Here is a 19,203-nt window from a genome sequence, read left to right on the forward strand (position 1 = left end):
CTGTACGGCTTGGTCTTGCTTTGCAAAGCGTTCCGGTTCAGTTTGAGCCGGAACGGACAAAAGGAGCAGACCGCGTGAGCAAAGGATACTGGGTGGCCCATGTCGACGTAGACGACATGGAGACCTACAAGACCTACATCGCTGCCAATGGCGAGGCTTTTGCCGAATACGGTGCCCGTTTTCTGGTCCGCGGTGGAGATCGGCAGGTGCGGGAAGGCGCAGCGCGGGCGCGAACCGTCGTTATCGAATTTCCCAGCTACGAGGCCGCCCTGGCCTGCTATGAAAGCGACCTGTACCAAAAGGCTAAAGCCTTGCGCGATCCTGTTTCATCCGGTGATCTGGTGATCATCGAAGGGTATGACGCCTAGCACGGACACGGTGACAGAAATACGGATACCCCAATGCCACTGCTAAAGAACTTCCTGCAGGCTTTGCGCCCTCCTCAGCAGACCACGCTGCCGGACCCTGATGCGGAACTGGCGCTTGGCGCTTTGCTGGTGCGTGTCGCGCAGGCCGACCGCGACTACAAGATCGAGGAAATCAGCCTGATCGACCGCATCCTGGCACGGCTGTACCAGCACAACGCGATCGAAGCCGCCAAGGTCCGCGCCACTTGCGAGAAATTGCACGCCGCAGCCCCCGACACGGATACCTTCGGCAAACTGATCCGCGAAACGACGGATTTGCACGAACGTCTGGCCGCGATGGAGGCCCTTTGGGAGGTTGTGCTGGCCGACGGCAATTCGGACGAGGGCGAGATCAAGATCGTCGAAGAAGCGCGTATCGCAATGGGCCTCAGCTACAATGACAGCCAGGCCGCGCGCGAACGGGTGCAAAGCCGCTTGGACGCGGGCTGAGTGACGGCTATATCTAGGCCATGTTCAACGCCTTCCTGTCCCGGCTGACCCAGCCGCAACCCGACCCACTGACCGATGACGACGCCCGGCTGGCCTTGGCCGCCCTGCTGGTTCGCCTTGCCCGGTCCGATGATGACTATGCCGATACCGAGATGTCGCGCATCGACAAGGTTCTGGCCGAGCGCTACGGCCTGTCCCCGTTCGAGGCCGCAGGGCTGCGCGCCCACGCCGAAGATCTGGAGGCCGAGGCCCCTGATACCGTCCGCTTTACCCGTGCGATCAAGGATGCGGTGCCGTACGACCATCGCCTCGGCGTGGTTCAGGCGCTGTGGTCGGTGGCGCTGGCTGACGGTCAGCGCTCGCAGGACGAGGACTCGCTGCTGCGGCTGGTCGTCAGCCTCCTGGGCGTCAGCGACGTGGATTCAGCTCTAGCCCGGCAGAAGGCCGCCAAATCGTGACGGCGATGCTGGGCATGTACGACATGCCCGCTTTGCAACCGGCCAACGATCGCTTTTGGAGTTTGATTCGCGCACATTTGGGCGAAGGTCCGAACCATCTGACCCGTGATCGCGATTTCTGGGAGATCTGGCAGGACCCTGACCTTGTCTTTGCCCAGACCTGCGGCATGCCTTATCGCACGCGCCTGCTCGGCAAGGTGCATCTGGTCGGCACTCCAGATTATGACCTGCCGGGCTGTCCGCGGGGACACTACTGCTCGGTTTTCGTGGCCCGCGCTGAAGACGCGCGCGATCTGCCTGAACTGGCGGCCGGTTTTTTTGCTTTTAACGAGGCGCTATCCCAATCGGGTTGGGCCGCCCCGGTCACGCATCTGTCCGAACTGGGCCTTGCTCCGGCGCGCCTGCTGGAAACCGGTGGACACGCTTTGTCGGCGCAGGCCGTGGCCGATGGACATGCCGATTTCGCATCGCTGGACGCGCTGACATGGGTGCTGCTGCAAGAGCATACCGATCTGGGCAAGCGCCTGCGCCCGGTGGAAAGCACGCGCCCCACCCCGGCGTTGCCCTACATCACCGCGATCACGCGCGATCCGGTCCCGGTCGCCACCGCGGTTCGCGCCGCGATTTCAGACCTTTCCCCGGCTGATCGGGCAGCGCTGCACATCCGCGGGTTGATCGACATTGCAGCCGATCTCTACCTGGCCGTTCCCAACCCGCCATCGCCTGCGGCTTTGCTGCCTGAAAGCTGACCAATTTGACCACTGACCGTGGCCGAATCGGAGGTTTCGGGACTTGAACTTGTCATTTGCGCATTGCATTGCTCTTGTTTTTCGGCCCTAGTACCGCACCAACGCAATCAACAACACCAGGACGACCCGTGACAGACAGCACTCCCGTCATCGAGATCAAGAACCTGCACAAAAGCTTTGGCAATCTCGAAGTCCTCAAAGGAGTGGACATCACCGCCCATCGCGGCGACGTGGTGTCACTGATCGGATCATCCGGGTCGGGCAAATCCACCCTCCTGCGTTGTTGCAACCTGCTGGAAGACAGCCAGGAGGGCGAGATCCTGTTCAAAGGTGAGCCGGTGCGCTGGACGGGAACCCGCGATCACCGCCGCCCCGCCGATCCCAAGCAGGTGCTGCGCATCCGTACCAACCTGTCGATGGTGTTCCAGCAGTTCAACCTTTGGGCTCACATGACCATCCTGCAGAACGTGATGGAAGCCCCGATCACCGTGCTGGGCCGTGACCGGCACGAGGTCGAGGACAGCGCCCGCAAATACCTGGACAAGGTTGGCATCGGCGACAAATGCGACGCCTATCCCGCGCAGCTGTCGGGCGGCCAGCAACAGCGCGCCGCGATCGCGCGAGGCCTGTGCATGGAGCCCGAGGCGCTGCTGTTCGACGAGCCGACCTCGGCACTCGATCCCGAGCTGGAACAGGAAGTGATCAAGGTGATCAAGGATCTGGCCGCCGAAGGCCGCACCATGATCATCGTCACGCACGACATGCAGATGGCGGCCGACATCTCAAGCCACGTGGTGTTTCTGCACCAGGGCCTGATTGAAGAAGAAGGCTCGCCCGAAGATATTTTCACTGCTGCCGAATCCGAAAGGCTTCGGGGCTTTCTCTCCGCCACAAAGGCGGCGTAAAATCAGGACAGAACCAAACAGGGGAGTTACCAATGAAAAACCTGATTCTGACCACTGCAGCGCTGGCGCTTGGCGCTGGTATGGCCATGGCCGACACGGTCCGCATGGGCACCGAGGGTGCCTATCCTCCGTACAACTTCATCAACGACGCCGGCGAGATCGACGGCTTCGAGCGTGAGGTCGGCGACGAGCTGTGCAAACGCGCCCAGCTGGAATGCGAATGGGTCAAGAACGACTGGGATTCGATCATTCCGAACCTGGTCTCGGGCAACTACGACACCATCATCGCGGGCATGTCGATCACGGCCGAGCGTGATGAAGTCATCGACTTCACCCAAGACTACTATCCGCCGACCGCTTCGGCCTATGTCGCAACTTCGGCGGATGCTGACGTGACCGGCGGCGTCGTCGCCGCACAGACCGCCACCATCCAGGCCGGCCACGTGGCCGAGTCGGGCGCAACTCTGGTTGAATTCGCAACGCCCGAGGAAACCATCGCCGCCGTGCGCAACGGTGAGGCTGATGCCGTTCTGGCCGACCGCGACTACCTGGTGCCGCTGGTTGAGGAATCGAATGGCGAACTGGTCTTTGTCGGCGATCCGGTTCCGCTGGGCGGTGGCGTCGGCATGGGCCTGCGCGAAAGCGATGCCGAACTGCGCGGCAAGTTCGATGCCGCCATCACCTCGATGAAAGAGGACGGCACCCTGAACGAGATGCTGAAAAAGTGGTTTGGTGAAGACACCGCCACCTACGCACCTGACGGCTCGGTCGTCACCAACTAAGCATCCGGTCCTGCGGTTCGGCGCCACGCGCGCCGAACCCACCCCGGCCCGCGCCGGACCCGACGTTCGAAAGACGCCCCATGTTTTCCTACTGCGCTGATCCCGACACGCTCGGCACGTTCCGCTGGTTTTCATGCTATCTGACCAACGGCGTGCACTGGTCGTTCTACCTGTCGTTCATCAAGGTTCTGGCCTTGCTGGCGGTGACGGCCCCGGTGGCGTTGGCTTTCGGCTTTGCGGGGGCCATGGCGGCGCGGTCGCATGTCCCGCCACTCGGTTGGCTGGGCAAGGGCTATATCGCCATCGTGCGCGGTGTGCCCGACATTGCGTTTTTCCTGTTTTTCGTGATCGCCCTGGACCAGGGGTTCGAGTGGATGCGACATCAGGTGCTGTGTCCCGACTGGACCGATCCAATCCGCCAGGGCAACGATTTCCTCGTCTGCCCCCAGGCCAAGCTGCCGCTGGGCACCGCACCGGAATGGGTGCACGAAACCTACGGCTTTTTCCTGGCCGTCATCACTTTCTCGATCGTGTTCGGTGCCTTCGCCGCCAACGTGCTGTTCGGCGGCATGCGCGCCGTGCCGCTGGCGCAGCTTGAAACTGCCGAGGCCTATGGCATGACCCGCCGCCAGACCTTCTGGCGCATTCTCGTGCCGCAGATGTGGGTCTATGCCCTGCCCGGCCTGTCGAACCTTTGGATGGTGCTGATCAAGGCCACGCCCCTGCTGTTCCTGCTGGGGGTCGAAGACATCGTCTATTGGGCGCGCGAGCTGGGCGGCACCAAGACCTCGAAATTCACGGCCTATCCGCATGGCGACTGGCGCATGTGGTACTTCCTGTTCCTGCTGGTTTTCTACCTTGGCATGACCCGCGTTTCCGAGATCGGCCTCGAACGGCTGATGCGCCGCCTGTCGCATGGCCAGGCCACATCGGGCGGAGAGCTGCTGCGCAAGGAGACCACCGCATGAGCTGCCTGCAGACCATCCAGGATTACGGCCTGCGTTCGATCGGGTTTGGCGAGCGCCTGCTGCCGCGCAGCGATTTCACCCTGTGCGAACAGTTCACCCTGATCGGCTCGGGGATGATCTGGAACATCTATTTCGGCGTGATGGCACTGGCCACCGGGTTCTTCCTGGCGACGGCCGTGGCCCTTGGCAAGGCGTCCAGCCGCAAGTGGCTGCGCAAACCGTCCGAGTGGTTCATCTTCATCTTCCGCGGGTCACCACTGTTCATCCAGTTCTTCTTTGCCTACTTCCTGTTCCTGTCGCTCAAGAAGACCTACCCGATGTTCGACGCCTTCACCTCGGCCTGGCTGGGGGCGCTGATCGTGCTGTTCCTGAACACCGCCGCCTATTCGGGCGAGATCTTCTATGGCGCGCTGCGGTCGATCCCCAAGGGAGATATCGAGGCCGCCGATGCCTATGGCATGTCCGGCTGGTCGCGCTTCCGCCGGATCGTGTGGCCCACCATGCTGCGGCTGGCCTGGCCCGCCTACACGAACGAGGCGATTTTCCTGTTCCATGCCACCACGCTGGTCTTCTTCTCGGCCTTTCCGGCCTGGCAGCAACGCGGGGACGCGCTGTACTATGCCAGCTATTTCGCCGACAAGACGTTCAATCCATTCGTCCCCTACCCGATCCTGGCGTTCTATTTCATCCTGCTGACGCTGGTGATCGTGGGCGTGTTCGGCCTGATCAACAAGCGGCTGAACCGGCACCTGCCGGTGGCGCGCAAGGCCAAGATGCGGTTCCGCCTGAACCTGGCGCGCTGAGGCATCAGGCTCAGGCCATCCGCAACCGGCCCAGCATCGGGCAATCCACAGACCCTTCGGCGCAATTTGCCGTCAGCTCGCCCAGGGCGGCCTCCAGCCTTTGCAGCTCGGCGATCTTCCGACGGACACTATCCATGTGGCGTTGGGCCAATGCGCTGACATCTGCGCAATCAGCCGCGCCGCCCTCGGACAGGTCCAGCAGAGCCTTTGCATCGCCCAGCGAAAACCCAAGGTCACGGCAGCGTTTCAGAAACCGCAACCGCCCCACATCCTGCGCGGAATACAGCCGCCGATTGTTGGCCGCCCGCGCCGGGCGCGGCACGATGCCTTCACGCTCGTAATACCGGATGGTCTCGATCCCTACGCCGCTTTGACGGGCCGCTTCGCCGATCGCAATCATGTGACCTCGTTTCGCTTGATCCTGTAGTGGCTACAGGATTTATACCTCTGCCCACACGCTGCGGCAATGCTGCGGCCCCTGAATGACGGAGGAACAAAATGCGCGGATTTCTCGGCCTCAGCTTTGCCGGATCCCTGTCGGCCCTGGGCGTGGGCGCATGCTGCGTGCTGCCGATGACGATGATGTTGCTGGGCCTTGGCGGCAGTTGGCTGGCTGTCTTTGGCCAGATCGCGGCGTTCAGCTACTATGTTCTGGCGGCATCGACGGCGCTGGTCGCGGTGGCGTGGCTGGTGGCCTATCGGCGCAATTCCGTGCGCCATCTGAAATGGGGTTTGGCGGCCAGCACCGTGATGACCGCCCTCGCCTGGGTCGTCGTGTTCAACGAGGCCCGCATCAACGAATTTCTGATCCAGCAGATGTGAGACCATGACAGACACGACCGTAACGCTTGAAAGCACTCTGACCTGCCCCGCCTGCGGCCACGCCCAGACCGAGACCATGCCCACCGACGCCTGCCAGTGGTTCTATGAATGCAGCGCCTGTCACACGGTACTGAAACCCAAGCCGGGTGATTGCTGTGTCTATTGCTCGTACGGAACCGTGGCCTGCCCGCCTATTCAGCAAGGCGACTGCTGCTGCGGATAATTTGATCAAATATCGTGACAAGGGCAGAAAGCTCGACTAGGTTTGCCGCAGCACAGCTACGGAGCCCCAGATGGACCTTGCCGCCCTGCACACATTTCGCGTTGCCGCCTGCGACCTGAACGGCCAGATGCGCGGCAAACGCGTGCCCCCGTCTTACGCCGACAAGCTGGACAGCGGCGCGGTGCGCATGCCGTTTTCGGCGCTGAATGTCGATCTGTGGGGCGCCGATATCGAGGGCAGCCCGCTGGTGTTCGAAACCGGCGACGCCGATGGCGTGCTGCGCCCGACCGAGCGCGGCCCGGTGCCGATGCCCTGGCTTACCACACCCACGGCGCTGGTGCCGATGTGCCTGTACGACGATCACGGCGCCCCCTTTGCTGGCGATCCCCGCCATGCGCTGGCCGCAGTCCTGTCGCGCTATGCCCAGCGCGGATGGAAAGTTGTTGCCGCGACCGAGTTGGAGTTCACCCTGCTTGACTCCTCGGACGCGCAACCAAAACCCCCGCACAACCCGGTCACCGGCCGTCGGCTGCGCGGCGAGGCGGTGCTGTCGATGGCCGAAATGGACGCCTTCGACGCCTTCTTTACCGAGCTTTATGACGGGTGCGCCGAAATGGGAATTCCCGCTCAGACGGCAATCTCAGAGAGCGGCATCGGCCAGTTCGAGATCAATCTGAACCATCAGGATGCCATGCGCTGCGCCGATGATACGTGGCTTTTCAAGGCATTGACCCGTGGGTTGGCCCGCAAGCACGGCTTTACCGCGACCTTCATGGCCAAACCCTATGCCGATGATGCGGGGAACGGTATGCATGTGCACTTCTCGGTGCTGGATGACCAGGGTCGCAACGTGTTTGACAATGGCGGGCGTGAAGGGACCGAATTCCTGCGCTCTGCCGTCGCCGGCTGTCTTGCCGCCATGCCCGGCAGCACGCTGATCTTTGCTCCGCATGGCAATTCTTACACGCGGCTCGTGCCCGGAGCTCATGCCCCCACCGGCGCGGCCTGGGCCTATGAGAACCGGACCGCGGCAATCCGCATTCCGGGCGGTGCGCCCGCCGCCCGCCGGATCGAACATCGCGTGGCCGGCGGCGACATCAACCCTTATCTGATGCTGGCGGCGGTTCTGGGCGCGGCTCTGATCGGCATCGAGGACGGCCTTCAACCCCCGCCCCCGATCACCGGCAATGCCTACGAGATCGAAGGGCTTCCGCAATTGGCGGGGGACTGGGATTCGGCCATTTCGGCATTCGAGACGGACCCGATCATCGCGCGCATCTTCTCCGGGGATCTGATCCGAAACATGGTGATGACCAAAAGGCAGGAATCCGCACGCTTTGCCGACATGGACCCCGACAGTCACTGGCTGAGCTATCTGGAGTCCGTATGATCCTCTTGCCCGTGGATCGAGACTCGGGTAGATTGAATTTGATCAAATTTGGTGACTCATGAAAATCGGCATACTGCAGACCGGCCACGCGCCCGAACCGCTGGAACGATCGTTCGGCGACTACGACCTGATGTTTCAACAGCTTCTGGACGGCAACGATTTCGAGTTCGTGACCTATGCGGTGGTGGATGATGTGTTCCCCGACAGCGCAAGCGACTGCGATGGATGGGTGATTACCGGCTCGCGGCATGGCGCCTACGAAGATCATCCGTGGATCCCCAAGCTCGAGCAACTGATCCGCGAGATCCAAGCGGCACGGAAACCGTTGATCGGGGTCTGTTTCGGCCACCAGATCATCGCTCAGGCGTTGGGCGGCAAGGTTGAAAAGTTCGACAAGGGTTGGGCGATCGGACGCACGGAGTATGACTATGACGGGCGCAAGGTGTCATTGAACGCATGGCACCAGGATCAGGTGACGGCCTTGCCCGACGGCGCCCAGCTATTGGGTAGCAACGCGTTCTGCAAGAACGCGATGGTTGCCTACGGGGACACGATCTGGACGGTGCAGGCACATCCCGAATACTCCAACGATTTCATTCAGGGCCTCATGGAGACACGCGGTAAAGGCGTGGTGCCCGACGCCCTGATGGACGACGCAAAAACCCGATGGAACGCTCCGGATGACAACGCCAATATCGGGCGTTTCATGGCAGAGTTCCTGAAGAAAGAGAGGGCCTGATGGCCGACTGGACAGACCAACTTCCACAAGCAGCACGGGATTACATCGAAGGGCACCGGCTGGACGAGGTCGAATGCATCATCTCAGACCTGCCGGGGATTGCCCGCGGCAAGGCAGTTCCGGCATCGAAATTCGCCAAGCAGGCTTATTTCCATCTACCCGACAGCATTTTCTACCAAACCATCACTGGTGACTGGGGTGAGGCCGCGGGTGAGGATGGGTTCATCGAACGCGACATGATCCTCAAGCCCGATTTCAGCACGGCCTCGGCGGCACCGTGGACCGGTGACTGGACCCTTCAGGTGATCCATGACGCCTACGACAGGGACGGCGATCCGATTCCGTTCAGCCCGCGCAACGTGCTCAAACGCGTGGTCCAGCTGTACAAGGACAAAGGGTGGAAACCGGTTGTCGCGCCCGAGATGGAGTTCTTTCTGGTTGCCCGCAACGTGGACCCGGCCAAGGGGATCGAGCCGATGATGGGCCGGTCGGGCCGTCCGGCTGCCGCGCGGCAGGCCTATTCCATGACCGCCGTGGATGAATTCGGCCCCGTGATCGACGACATCTATGATTTCGCCGAAGCGCAAGGGTTCGAGATCGACGGCATCACCCAAGAGGGCGGCGCCGGTCAGCTTGAGATCAACCTGCGCCACGGCGACCCGGTCAAGCTGGCCGACGAGGTGTTCTATTTCAAACGCCTGATCCGCGAGGCTGCGCTGCGCCACAACTGCTTTGCCACCTTCATGGCCAAACCGATCGAGGATGAGCCGGGATCGGCCATGCACATCCATCACTCGATCATCGACATGGAGACGGGCAAGAACCTGTTCTCGGGGCCTCAGGGCGGCGAAACGGACGCGTTCTACAACTTCATCGCCGGTCTGCAGCTGCACCTTCCGGCCGGGCTGGCGGTGATGGCGCCCTACGTCAACTCGTACCGGCGCTACGTCAAGGACCATGCCGCCCCGATCAACCTTGAATGGGCGCGCGACAATCGCACCACGGGCATCCGCGTGCCACTGTCAGGCCCCGACAGCCGTCGGGTGGAAAACCGCATCGCCGGTATGGATTGCAACCCCTATCTGGGCATCGCCGTGTCGCTGGCCTGTGGCTATCTGGGGCTGGTCAACCAGGACCGGCCGCGCCGTCAGTTCTATGGCGACGCTTACGAAGGTGACGGCGACATCCCGCAGGTCATGGGCAACGCGCTGGATCTGTTCGACGAGGCCGAAGCCTTGCATCAGGTTCTGGGCCCTGAATTCGCCCGCGTCTACAGCATCGTGAAACGCGCCGAGTACGAGGAGTTCCTGCAGGTGATTTCGCCGTGGGAGCGTGAACACCTGCTGCTGAACGTCTGAACCATGTGCGCCATGAACCTGCTGTACAGCAATGACAAACGCGGCACCTACCCGCCCAGCTGGTATGCCGCCACCGCGCACCCGCGAACCCCGACCGAGCCGCTGCGCGGCGAGGTCACCGCCGACGTTTGCGTCGTGGGTGGAGGGTATACGGGCCTCTCGACCGCGCTGCACCTGGCCGAGGCCGGGTTCAGGGTGGTCCTGCTTGAAGCGCACCGCGTGGGCTTCGGCGCCTCGGGGCGCAACGGCGGGCAACTGGGCAGCGCCCAGCGCATGGATCAGGAAGACCTGGAGAAGCTGGTGGGGCGCGACGACGCGGCCAAGCTGTGGGATCTGGCCGAAGACGCCAAGACGCTGACCAAATCGCTGATCGAACGCCAGGGCATCGATTGCGACTTGAAACCGGGCATCGCCACGTTGGGCTTCAGCGACGGCGAACGGGGCGAATTGCACGCCCACGCCAAGCACCTGAAAACCGCCTATGGCTATGACCAGATCGAGCAGCTGGATGCCGAAGCCGGGCGCGTGCTTTGTCCCTCGCCGGCCTATGCAGGCGGATACCTGGACATGGGCGCGGCCCATCTGCACCCGTTGAACTATGCGCTGGGTCTGGCCGAGGCCGCCTTGGCCGCCGGCCTGACGCTGCACGAAAACACCGAGGTTCTGGGCATCGAGGAAGGCCCGCGCGTCACCGTTCGCACCGAACAGGGTTCGGTCACGGCCGACCATCTGGTTCTGGCCTGCAATGGCTATCTGGGCAACCTGAGCCGCAAGGTCGCCGCGCGGGTCATGCCGATCAACAATTTCATCGCCGCGACCGAGCCGCTGGGCGCCGAGGCCGCAAAGGTTCTGACGCAGGACGTGGCGGTTGCCGACACGAAATTCGTGGTGAACTATTTCCGGCTCAGCGCCGATGGGCGGCTACTATTCGGCGGTGGCGAGAGCTATGGCTATCGCTTTCCATCCGACATCGCCGCCAAGGTCCGCAAACCGATGACCGAGATTTTTCCACATCTGCGCGACGTTCGGATCGACTATGCTTGGGGCGGCACGCTGGCCATCACCATGCGGCGAATGCCCTACCTGACGCGTCTGGCGCCAAACATCCTGTCGGCCTCGGGCTATTCCGGTCATGGGGTCGGCACTGCAACCCATGCCGGTCAGTTGATGGCGCTGGCCATCCGGGGCCAGGCCGAAGGGTTCGACACGATGGCCCGCGTGCCTGCCATGCCTTTTCCCGGAGGCTCGGCCCTCCGCAGCCCTCTGCTGGTGCTGGCGATGACTTGGTATGCCCTGCGTGATCGGCTGGGCCTTTGACCCACGACTTGTGACGGTTCGGTGAAATTTCGCCCATCAGGCGAATGAAGGCTTGGTTTGCTCAGCTTTTCATTTTATCTTTTCCAAACATAGAATTTGGGATTATCAAATATGACGCTGCCACCCAACGTCCATGACGCCGAACCCATCCCTGCCGCCGCCAAAGACGCGATCGAGTCCCTGATGCAATCCGGGGACCTGTTCCGCTATACCGCGCCGCAGGATGCGCCGGTTGCTTTGCTTGAGGCTGAGTTCGCCGAGTTGCTGGGCAGCAAATACGCGCTGGCGGTGTCGTCTTGTTCGGCGGCTCTGTTCCTGTCGCTCAAGGCGCTGGGGCTGCCGCGGGACGCGCGGGTACTGATCCCGGGCTTTACCTTTGCGGCGGTGCCCTCGTCGGTGGTGCATGCAGACTGCGTTCCGGTCCTGTGCGAGGTGGGCGACAATTACCGCATCGACATCGACGATTTCGCGGCCAAGCTCGACGGGGTTCAGGCGGTGATCATCAGCCACATGCGCGGCCATACCTCGGATATGGACGCGATCATGGCGCTGTGCGACGCGCGCGACATCCCGGTTATCGAGGACGCGGCCCATTCGCTGGGCACCACCTGGCATGGCCACAACATCGGCACCATCGGCAAGGTGGGCTGTTTCTCGTTCCAGTCCTACAAGATGATCAACGCGGGCGAAGGGGGCATCCTTGTCACCGACGACGCCGACCTAGTCGCACGCGCCGTGATCATGTCGGGCGCCTACGAGCACAATTGGAAGAAACACAAAGGCCCGCACGGCCAGAATACACCTGATCTGGAGCAAGCTTTTGCGCGATGGCAAAACAAGCTGCCGCTCTACAATCTGCGCATGAGCAACCTCAGTGCCGCGGTGATCCGCCCCCAACTGCCCGAATTGGCGCGGCGGGTGCGGGACGGGCTGGCCAACCACGACTATGTCGCGCAGCGCCTGAACAGTTCGCCGCATATCCACGTCCCCGACCCGTTGACACCGGAGCGACGCGCGCCGGATTCGATCCAGTTCAACCTGGTCGATCTGGACAAAGACCAGATCAAGGCCTTTGCCGCTGCCGCCGAGGGCCGCGGCGTCAAGGTGCAGGTCTTTGGTCTGAGCGAGGACAACGCCCGCGCCTTCTGGAACTGGCAGTTTCTGCCAGAGCAGGTCGAGCTGCCTCGAACGCGCGCGATGCTGATGTCGGCCTGTGACGTGCGTCTGCCGGTGCGCCTGACCCGTGCGGAACTGGATGTAATCGCCGACATCATCCTGGCCTCGGTCGGCGAGGTTACCGCGCCCGAAGTGGCCTTCGGCACCTGACCCCAACACAAGAAAGAAAAGGCCCGGGTTGTCCGGGCCTGTCTGGTATCAGCTGAGCTTGGAAAGCTTCTGCTGCAACTCGGCCAGTTGTTTCTTGATGTCGTCCAAGTCTTCTTTGGACTCGGACTTGCCTTCTTCGTCCTTGTCCGGCCCGGACCAATTACCCGACAGCCCGCCTGTCATGGCCTTCAGGAACGCCTGCTGCTGCGCTTGCATTGCTTCGAACCCGGGCATGCTGCTCATGGGGTTCATCGCATTCATGTTTTCCATCATCTTGGCCTGGCTTTCGCGCAGCATCTCAAAGCTGGATTGCAGGAATTGAGGCATCATGCCCCCGCCCGGCACCATGTAGCTGCGCACCAGGTCATTCAGAACGTTCACAGGCAGAACGTTCTCACCCCGGCTTTCATGTTCGGCAATGATTTGAAGTAGATACTGTCGTGTCAGGTCGTCGCCGGTTTTCAGGTCGATGATCTGAACCTCGCGCCCGTCGCGGATGAACCCAGCGATGTCCTCGAGCGTGACGTAGTCGCTGGTCTCGGTGTTATACAGCCGGCGGCTGGCATACCGCTTGATCAGCAGAGGTTTATCTTTGTCCGACACCGTTTACCCTCCCCAAGGATGATGCGTTGCAGCAGAGGTTATGCGACTGCAGAACAAAAAGAAAGGGCAGGTCAATGGACCTGCCCTTAGCGATTGCACCAATTTGGGAGGGATGGGTGCGTTTCGCGGATCCTGCTTACTTGGCAGCCGTTGCTTTCTTGGCAGCAGCGGTCACTTCGTTGGTGGCTTTCTTGACGGCCGCGGTGGTTTCTTCCGCAGCTTCTTTGCCAGCAGCCATCAGCAGCTCGACAGTTTCCGACTGAACTTTCTTGGCGATTTCAGCGAAAGCAGCCAGGTTCTCGGCAGCAACTTCAGCCGAAGCGCTGGCGAAATCGGTTGCTGCTTTGGCGTAGTCGGCCGGCTCTGCTTTGGCTTTCGACATCTCGCTCAGCTTGGCCAGAGTTTCCTTGGTCCATTTGTTCGAGATTTCAGCCGATTTCTCGGCAGCTTCCAGAGCAACACCCGACAGCTTTTCGTTCAGCGAAGCGGTCGATTTGAATGCATTTTCAACGGCGGAGGTGTCCACCGGGAACGCGCCCATCATGTCTTTCATGATCGCGGTAAAGTCTTGGGTCTTTGCCATTATCCTAATCCTTTCAGCCGGTCCGGGCCCACCCCGGGTTTCATCAGCTTGAGGACAATATGATTGCTGCGGCGCAGCATTTCAAGTTTTTTGTTGCTGCACCGCAGAATTTTTTAGTTTCAATGTGAAATCAAGACTTTGGTTTGGCGACTACATAGGTTCCCGGCGCCGGAGCCAACGGTGGATGGCTCGAATCACCCGGTTCGCGTGCCGGAACCTGCTTGCCAGACCGCTTCTTCAACCAAGCCTCCCAGCGGGGCCACCACGAGCCTTCGTGGAAGCTTGCCTCTTTCATCCAGGTATCGGCACCCGCCTTGAGATCGGGGTTGGTGTAGTGACCGTATTTCTTTTTGCTGGGCGGATTGACGATGCCTGCAATATGTCCCGATTCCGAAACGATGAAGGTTTTGCTGCGGGAACCCATTTTCTGCACACCGCGATAGCAGTCCTTCCAAGCGGCGATATGGTCCGTCTCGCAGGTGATCGCCATCAACGGCACATCCACGTCGCGGACATGCAGCTTGTGGCCCATCAATTCGAACCCGTCCGAGGCGAACTCGTTGCGCTGACACAAGCCACGTAAATACTGCACAGCCATTTTCGCGGGCAGGTTCGCGCCGTCCCCATTCCAGTACAACAGGTCAAAGGCGGGTGGCGTCTCGCCCAGCATGTAGCTGCGGATCGCCGGTCCATAGACCAGGTCGCGAGACCGAAGGAACGACATCGTGCGCGCCATGATCCATGACCGCAGCACACCTTCCTTGTTCACCTCTTCCTCGATCCCGTCGATGAAATCATTCTGCAGGAAGGGGGTAAACTCGCCCTGATCCGAAAAATCGGTCAGCGCCGTAAAGAACGTGGCGGATTTGATCGACTTGTCACCGCGCTGCTTCAAAAGCGACAGAGTGAGGCTCAAGGTCGTTCCGGCAATGCAGTACCCGACCGCATTGACTTGTTTGACCTTGCAGATCTTCTTGGCCTCTTCGACCGCCGTCAGGAATCCGTCCTGAACGTAGTCTTCCATTCCCGTTTCGGCATAGCTGGCATCCGGATTGACCCAGCTGACGACGAACAAGGTATAGCCCTGATCGGTGATCCACTTGATCAGGCTGTTCTGTGCCTTCAGATCCAGGATGTAGAACTTGTTGATCCAGGGCGGGAACAGAACGACGGGTGTTTCATAAACCGTCTCAGTCGCAGGACTGTACTGGATCAGTTCCATCATCCGATTTCGATAGACGACTTCTCCGGGTGTTGTGGCCAGGTTGCCGCCCACCTTGAACGCGTTTTCATCCGCCAGCTTGACGATCAGCTCGCCATCATTGGCTTCGAGATCGGCAACAAGATTCTCCAGCCCCTGGATCAGCGACTGGCCATCGGTTTCTATCGCCTTCTGCAGAGCGTCGGGGTTGGTCGGCAGGAAATTCGTCGGCGACATCATGTCGACAATCTGCTGCGAGAAGTATTTCAGCCGCCGCTTGTCCTTGGCGTCCAAGTCCTCGACCGACTCCACCGCGTTTGCGATGGCTTCGGCATTGGTCAGGTATTGCTGTCGGACGAGACGGAAATAGGGGTTCGTATCCCACAGCGGGTTCGAGAAGCGTTTATCCTTGCTCGGAGCCTCGTCCGCTTCGCCTTCACCCGCCAGCAGGGCCTGCTGCGCCGCAGCAAAATTCAGGACGGACTTGCCCCAGTATTCCAGCTGTTGTTCCAACAACTTGGCCGGATTTTGCAGGGCCTCGGCCCAATAAGCTGTTGCTGCTCTTGCAAAAAGTTCCTGATTCGGGCCGTCCAGCGCGGGAGTATGAGCTTTTTTCGACGCCATCACCTCGATCAGCCGCTTGGACAGATCTTCGACTTTCAGCATGTTTTCCTTAAGGCGTTCAACGTGTTCGTCACTTAAGTCGGGCATGTGGCCTTCACTTGTTGTCATTTTAACAAATCCCCCCTAACCTCGCTGCTGTGCAGAATATCGTCGTGGGCACCGGGGGGCAAAGCGACGAATGGTCCGAACTCTCAGGCTGACATTTAGGAGGCCATTCCCGTGCGTTACATGATGACCTACGACCTGATGGAAACCATGCGCAACACCAACCAATGGCTTGGTGCAACCGCAAGCGCGATGGCGTCCTACCCCCAGTTTTCCATGATCCCCAATCCGGCATTCAACTGGATGGCCGCGTGGGGCGAAGTAACCGAACGCACATTTCAACGCATGGTCGTGAAACCCGATTGGGGTATCCGAACGTTTACCTGCGAAGACGGCAAAGATCATCTGGTGGATGTCACCTCCGTGCTTGAACGCCCGTTTGGCGATCTGGTCCACTTTCGCGTGAATGGCCGCAAAGAGCAACCGCGCAAGGTGCTGTTGGTTGCGCCGATGTCCGGACACTACGCCACCCTGCTGCGCTCGACCGTCAAGAGCCTGCTGGTCAATTGCGAAGTCTACGTGACCGATTGGCATAACGCGCGCGACATCCCCGTGTCCGAAGGCAAGTTCGATGTCGAGGACTACACCCTGTACCTTGTCGATTTCATGAAGGAGCTGGGGCCGGACACGCATGTCGTCGCTGTCTGCCAGCCCGCGCCCCTGACCCTTGCGGCGACGGCGTACCTTGCCGAAACCGACCCCAAGGCGCAGCCCAGCACGCTGACGCTGATCGGTGGCCCGGTTGACCCTGACGCAACCCCGACCGAAGTCACCGATTTCGGCCGCCGGGTGACCATGGGCCAGCTTGAGGAAACGATGATCCAGCGGGTGGGCTTCAAATACAAGGGCGTGGGACGCATGGTTTATCCCGGGCTTCTTCAATTGGCATCCTTCATGTCGATGAATGCCGAGCGCCACGGCAAGGCGTTCTCCGACCAGATCCAGCGCGTCATGCGGGGTGAGGCGTCGGATCATGACGCCCACAACCGTTTCTACGATGAATATCTGGCCGTGATGGACATGACGGCAGAGTTCTACCTCTCGACGGTCGAGCGGGTTTTCAAGAACCGTGAGATCGCCCGGAATGAGTTCATCGTGGCTGGCCACAAAGTCGACATCGGCAAAATCACGGATGTGGCGGTCAAGACGGTCGAAGGCGCCAATGACGACATCTCGGCCCCCGGTCAGTGTATCGCGGCGCTGGACTTGTGCACCGGCCTGCCCGACAGCAAGAAGGCCAGCCATGTCGAACCCGGCGCGGGCCATTACGGTATCTTCGCCGGACGCAGTTGGCGTGACAATATCCGCCCGCTGGTCATAGACTTCATGAACGAAAACAGCCGCAAACCGCGCCGCCGCGCGGCCAACAGCAACAAGGTTGCTTGATGTCCGCAGACCCGGCGCCTGCCCTTCCGTTCGCCTGCAACTGCGGTGAGCTTAGCGGCGAGATCACGGCCAAAGGGGTGTCCAGTGGCACCCATGTCGTCTGTTTCTGCCCAGATTGCCGCGCCGGACAGCTGTATTTCGGTCAACCTGACCCCGCACCGGGACCGGTAGACATTTTTCAGATGTCGCCCGAATATATCCGCATCACCAAAGGCGCCGAGTACCTGGCCGTGATGCGGCTGGGACCCAAAGGTCTGTTTCGATGGTACGCCAAATGCTGCAACGCGCCTTTGGCGACCACCACCAGCAGCATGAAATTCCCCTTTGCCGGATTTGATGTCGCCAGGTTTTCCGATCCATCCCCTCTGGGGCCTGTGAAGACCCGCGCCCATGTCCCGCAGGCGAATGGCAAATGGAAGCACGAAAATGTGGCTCCTGCTGTTTTCGGCATGATCCGCAGAGTCATTGCGGCGCGCCTTTCCGGTCGTTGGAAGCAAACTCCGTTCTTCGACGTCGCAACCGGCGATCCGGTCGTGGCTCCGCATGTCATCAGCCTTGAAGAACGCAAGGCGCTGTACGACTAGAAAGCCCGCACGGGTATGTTCAACCAGTCGGACAGCGCGTCGGTGGTTTCACCCGGCGCTTCAAGCGTTGGAAGATGCCCCGCCATGTCCACCACATGCAAGGCTGCACCGGGGATCAACTCGGCCATGAAACTGTGTTTTTTGACCGGCGTCAGAGTGTCGTGTGCCCCGCACAGAACCAATGTCGGCACCTTTATTCGCCGCAATGTGCCCTGCTGATCCGGGCGGCGCTGCAGAGCGCGCATTTGGCGCACGAACAGTTCCGGTCCCAGCTCCAGCGCCATTTCCAGCATGTCGTTCAATATCGGGATCCGCTGCGGTCCGGGGGCCAGCGTGTCCGAGCCCAGAACCTTGCGCATGACATCCTCAAGACGGCCAGCCTGCGCCGCAACGATCAGCTCTTCGCGGTCAGCGGCGATCTGGGGGGTATCGGCCTGCGCATCCGTCGCCATGAGGCAAAGGCGGGTCACGCGTTCCGGGGCCCGGCGCACCAGTTCCAGCGCGACAATGCCCCCCATGCTCAGACCAGCCAACGCAAAGCGGTGGGGCAACTGGTCCAAAAGCGACGAGGCAATCTCTTCGATCCGATCACCGCCGCCGATCGGCGCGACCATCACCGGCCTGGTCTGAGACAGCCGGGTTGTCTGCGGCTGAAACAGACGTGCATCGCACATCAATCCTGGCAACAAGACCAGCGGCTCGATCACGCAGGGCCTCCTTGTACTGGCCGATCGGCTCGGCCGTTTTGTTGATCAGGATGAGAGTTTCGGCGCAGACGGGCAAGGAAAACTTTAGGGATAGCGGATTGCGCGAAATTCGGGAAAGTCCGCATAGCGCCGACGGCGTTCACGCAGGGTCTCATCCGGATCGGCACCGGCCCTGAGCAGACTGCCCCGCGGCGCAATGTAGCTGTCGATCCGGCGCAGTGGGGTGGGCCGCCACACCAGATTGAAGGCGCAGAGTTTGGGAAAGAACCAGATCTCGGAATAATCCAGATGATCGTGCATCCACCAGGCCAGATCGCGCCAGTCCCTGCCTTGTGCGTACCGGTCGGCAAACCATGGGATCACGATCGAGGCTCCGGCAATTCGCGCCTCGCCTGTTCCCCGGTCCCAGATGTGGCATTCAAGTGGATGATCGTTGCGGGCGCAGTTCAACTTGTTCTCGTTTCCAAACCGGTTCAGCGCGGGTGACCGGTATCCAGACCGGACGGCAACACGCCCGAATGTTTCCTCCAACGGATCCAGAAGGGTTTCGCAAAATGCACGGCCGGTTTCGATGGCCAGATCCGGGTTGTCCGGCAGGTTCTGTTTTTTGTGAAAGTTCCCGATCTCGGAATACAGGAAATCGCGCATGAAGAAATGGCGCGACAGGCGCACGCGGCCCAGGGTCTCGAGGCTCCACATGCTGCCCGGTCTGC

23 protein-coding genes are annotated in these 19,203 nt (G+C 61.0%); 17 read left to right on the forward strand and 6 right to left on the reverse strand.

What is annotated here, in order from left to right:
• The first annotated feature begins 74 nt into the window (after positions 1–74).
• From ACR0IR_RS08665 to ACR0IR_RS08700, 8 genes are all read left to right on the forward strand, one after another.
• Positions 75–368, forward strand: coding sequence for a DUF1330 domain-containing protein (locus ACR0IR_RS08665; RefSeq protein WP_170363112.1), 294 nt, complete (start codon positions 75–77; stop codon positions 366–368).
• Positions 369–407: 39 nt separating this feature from the next.
• Positions 408–857: a tellurite resistance TerB family protein gene (locus ACR0IR_RS08670; protein WP_170340012.1), complete on the forward strand. Its 450-nt coding sequence runs from the start codon at positions 408–410 to the stop codon at positions 855–857.
• A 20-nt stretch (positions 858–877) separates the two neighbouring features.
• Positions 878–1,315, forward strand: a complete 438-nt coding sequence (locus ACR0IR_RS08675; RefSeq protein ID WP_480779056.1) for a tellurite resistance TerB family protein — start codon at positions 878–880, stop codon at positions 1,313–1,315.
• Positions 1,316–1,320: 5 nt separating this feature from the next.
• Positions 1,321–2,064: a phosphate/phosphite/phosphonate ABC transporter substrate-binding protein gene (locus tag ACR0IR_RS08680; RefSeq protein ID WP_170363854.1), complete on the forward strand. Its 744-nt coding sequence runs from the start codon at positions 1,321–1,323 to the stop codon at positions 2,062–2,064.
• A 128-nt stretch (positions 2,065–2,192) separates the two neighbouring features.
• Positions 2,193–2,969 (forward strand): ABC transporter ATP-binding protein, encoded by a 777-nt coding sequence (locus tag ACR0IR_RS08685; protein WP_093962540.1) that lies wholly within the window; start codon positions 2,193–2,195, stop codon positions 2,967–2,969.
• Between the two features lie 32 nt (positions 2,970–3,001).
• A complete protein-coding gene (locus tag ACR0IR_RS08690; RefSeq protein WP_093962541.1) occupies positions 3,002–3,751 on the forward strand; it encodes a transporter substrate-binding domain-containing protein in 750 nt (249 codons plus the stop codon).
• Positions 3,752–3,831: 80 nt separating this feature from the next.
• A complete protein-coding gene (locus ACR0IR_RS08695; RefSeq protein ID WP_170358530.1) occupies positions 3,832–4,719 on the forward strand; it encodes an ABC transporter permease in 888 nt (295 codons plus the stop codon).
• Entirely contained in the window at positions 4,716–5,522 is an 807-nt protein-coding gene (locus ACR0IR_RS08700) for an ABC transporter permease (protein ID WP_170358529.1), read from the forward strand. The genes ACR0IR_RS08695 and ACR0IR_RS08700 overlap by 4 nt, the downstream gene beginning before the upstream one ends.
• A gap of 10 nt (positions 5,523–5,532) precedes the next feature.
• On the opposite strand, the gene ACR0IR_RS08705 is transcribed toward ACR0IR_RS08700, so the two are convergent.
• Complete coding sequence (locus tag ACR0IR_RS08705) at positions 5,533–5,922, reverse strand: MerR family transcriptional regulator (RefSeq protein ID WP_170358527.1); 390 nt, start codon at positions 5,920–5,922, stop codon at positions 5,533–5,535.
• 98 nt (positions 5,923–6,020) lie between these two features.
• Here ACR0IR_RS08705 and ACR0IR_RS08710 point away from each other — a divergent pair, with 98 nt between their 5' ends.
• The 7 genes from ACR0IR_RS08710 (at position 6,021) to ACR0IR_RS08740 (ending at position 12,697) form a co-directional block, all read left to right on the forward strand.
• A complete protein-coding gene (locus tag ACR0IR_RS08710; RefSeq protein ID WP_170363111.1) occupies positions 6,021–6,344 on the forward strand; it encodes a hypothetical protein in 324 nt (107 codons plus the stop codon).
• 4 nt (positions 6,345–6,348) lie between these two features.
• The gene (locus ACR0IR_RS08715; RefSeq protein WP_170363110.1) at positions 6,349–6,567 is read left to right on the forward strand and encodes a GDCCVxC domain-containing (seleno)protein; all 219 of its coding nucleotides are present in this window, start codon (positions 6,349–6,351) and stop codon (positions 6,565–6,567) included.
• A 70-nt stretch (positions 6,568–6,637) separates the two neighbouring features.
• Positions 6,638–7,957, forward strand: a complete 1,320-nt coding sequence (locus ACR0IR_RS08720; protein ID WP_170363109.1) for a glutamine synthetase family protein — start codon at positions 6,638–6,640, stop codon at positions 7,955–7,957.
• Between the two features lie 58 nt (positions 7,958–8,015).
• Positions 8,016–8,696 carry a type 1 glutamine amidotransferase gene (locus ACR0IR_RS08725; protein WP_170337836.1) on the forward strand — a complete coding sequence of 227 codons (681 nt, stop codon included), beginning with the start codon at positions 8,016–8,018 and terminating at the stop codon, positions 8,694–8,696.
• Positions 8,696–10,054, forward strand: coding sequence for a glutamine synthetase family protein (locus ACR0IR_RS08730; RefSeq protein ID WP_170338296.1), 1,359 nt, complete (start codon positions 8,696–8,698; stop codon positions 10,052–10,054). Before ACR0IR_RS08725 ends, ACR0IR_RS08730 begins: the two co-directional genes overlap by 1 nt.
• Positions 10,055–10,066: 12 nt before the next feature.
• Positions 10,067–11,371, forward strand: coding sequence for an NAD(P)/FAD-dependent oxidoreductase (locus ACR0IR_RS08735; RefSeq protein ID WP_170363108.1), 1,305 nt, complete (start codon positions 10,067–10,069; stop codon positions 11,369–11,371).
• Positions 11,372–11,482: 111 nt separating this feature from the next.
• Complete coding sequence (locus tag ACR0IR_RS08740; RefSeq protein ID WP_170363107.1) at positions 11,483–12,697, forward strand: DegT/DnrJ/EryC1/StrS family aminotransferase; 1,215 nt, start codon at positions 11,483–11,485, stop codon at positions 12,695–12,697.
• A 48-nt stretch (positions 12,698–12,745) separates the two neighbouring features.
• Here ACR0IR_RS08740 and phaR read toward each other — a convergent pair whose 3' ends face one another.
• The 3 genes from phaR to ACR0IR_RS08755 form a co-directional block, all read right to left on the reverse strand.
• Complete coding sequence (gene phaR / locus ACR0IR_RS08745; RefSeq protein WP_170363106.1) at positions 12,746–13,300, reverse strand: polyhydroxyalkanoate synthesis repressor PhaR; 555 nt, start codon at positions 13,298–13,300, stop codon at positions 12,746–12,748.
• A 136-nt stretch (positions 13,301–13,436) separates the two neighbouring features.
• Complete coding sequence (locus ACR0IR_RS08750) at positions 13,437–13,883, reverse strand: phasin, PhaP (protein WP_170338288.1); 447 nt, start codon at positions 13,881–13,883, stop codon at positions 13,437–13,439.
• A 130-nt stretch (positions 13,884–14,013) separates the two neighbouring features.
• Complete coding sequence (locus tag ACR0IR_RS08755) at positions 14,014–15,816, reverse strand: PHA/PHB synthase family protein (RefSeq protein WP_170358513.1); 1,803 nt, start codon at positions 15,814–15,816, stop codon at positions 14,014–14,016.
• A 111-nt stretch (positions 15,817–15,927) separates the two neighbouring features.
• Between ACR0IR_RS08755 and phaZ the strand changes: the two genes are divergently transcribed.
• Together phaZ and ACR0IR_RS08765 are read left to right on the forward strand one after the other, a co-directional pair.
• Positions 15,928–17,199: a polyhydroxyalkanoate depolymerase gene (gene phaZ, locus ACR0IR_RS08760; protein ID WP_170337826.1), complete on the forward strand. Its 1,272-nt coding sequence runs from the start codon at positions 15,928–15,930 to the stop codon at positions 17,197–17,199.
• Positions 17,199–17,783 (forward strand): DUF6151 family protein, encoded by a 585-nt coding sequence (locus ACR0IR_RS08765; RefSeq protein ID WP_170363105.1) that lies wholly within the window; start codon positions 17,199–17,201, stop codon positions 17,781–17,783. Before phaZ ends, ACR0IR_RS08765 begins: the two co-directional genes overlap by 1 nt.
• Here the strand turns inward: ACR0IR_RS08765 and ACR0IR_RS08770 are convergent.
• Both ACR0IR_RS08770 and ACR0IR_RS08775 read right to left on the reverse strand, forming a co-directional pair.
• The gene (locus ACR0IR_RS08770; protein ID WP_170363104.1) at positions 17,780–18,490 is read right to left on the reverse strand and encodes an alpha/beta fold hydrolase; all 711 of its coding nucleotides are present in this window, start codon (positions 18,488–18,490) and stop codon (positions 17,780–17,782) included. The two genes, ACR0IR_RS08765 and ACR0IR_RS08770, sit on opposite strands and share 4 nt — an antisense overlap.
• Positions 18,491–18,574: 84 nt before the next feature.
• Positions 18,575–19,189: a hypothetical protein gene (locus tag ACR0IR_RS08775; RefSeq protein ID WP_170363103.1), complete on the reverse strand. Its 615-nt coding sequence runs from the start codon at positions 19,187–19,189 to the stop codon at positions 18,575–18,577.
• Positions 19,190–19,203: the final 14 nt, after the last annotated feature.

It is taken from the genome of Ruegeria sp. CF2 (genome assembly GCF_056537385.1).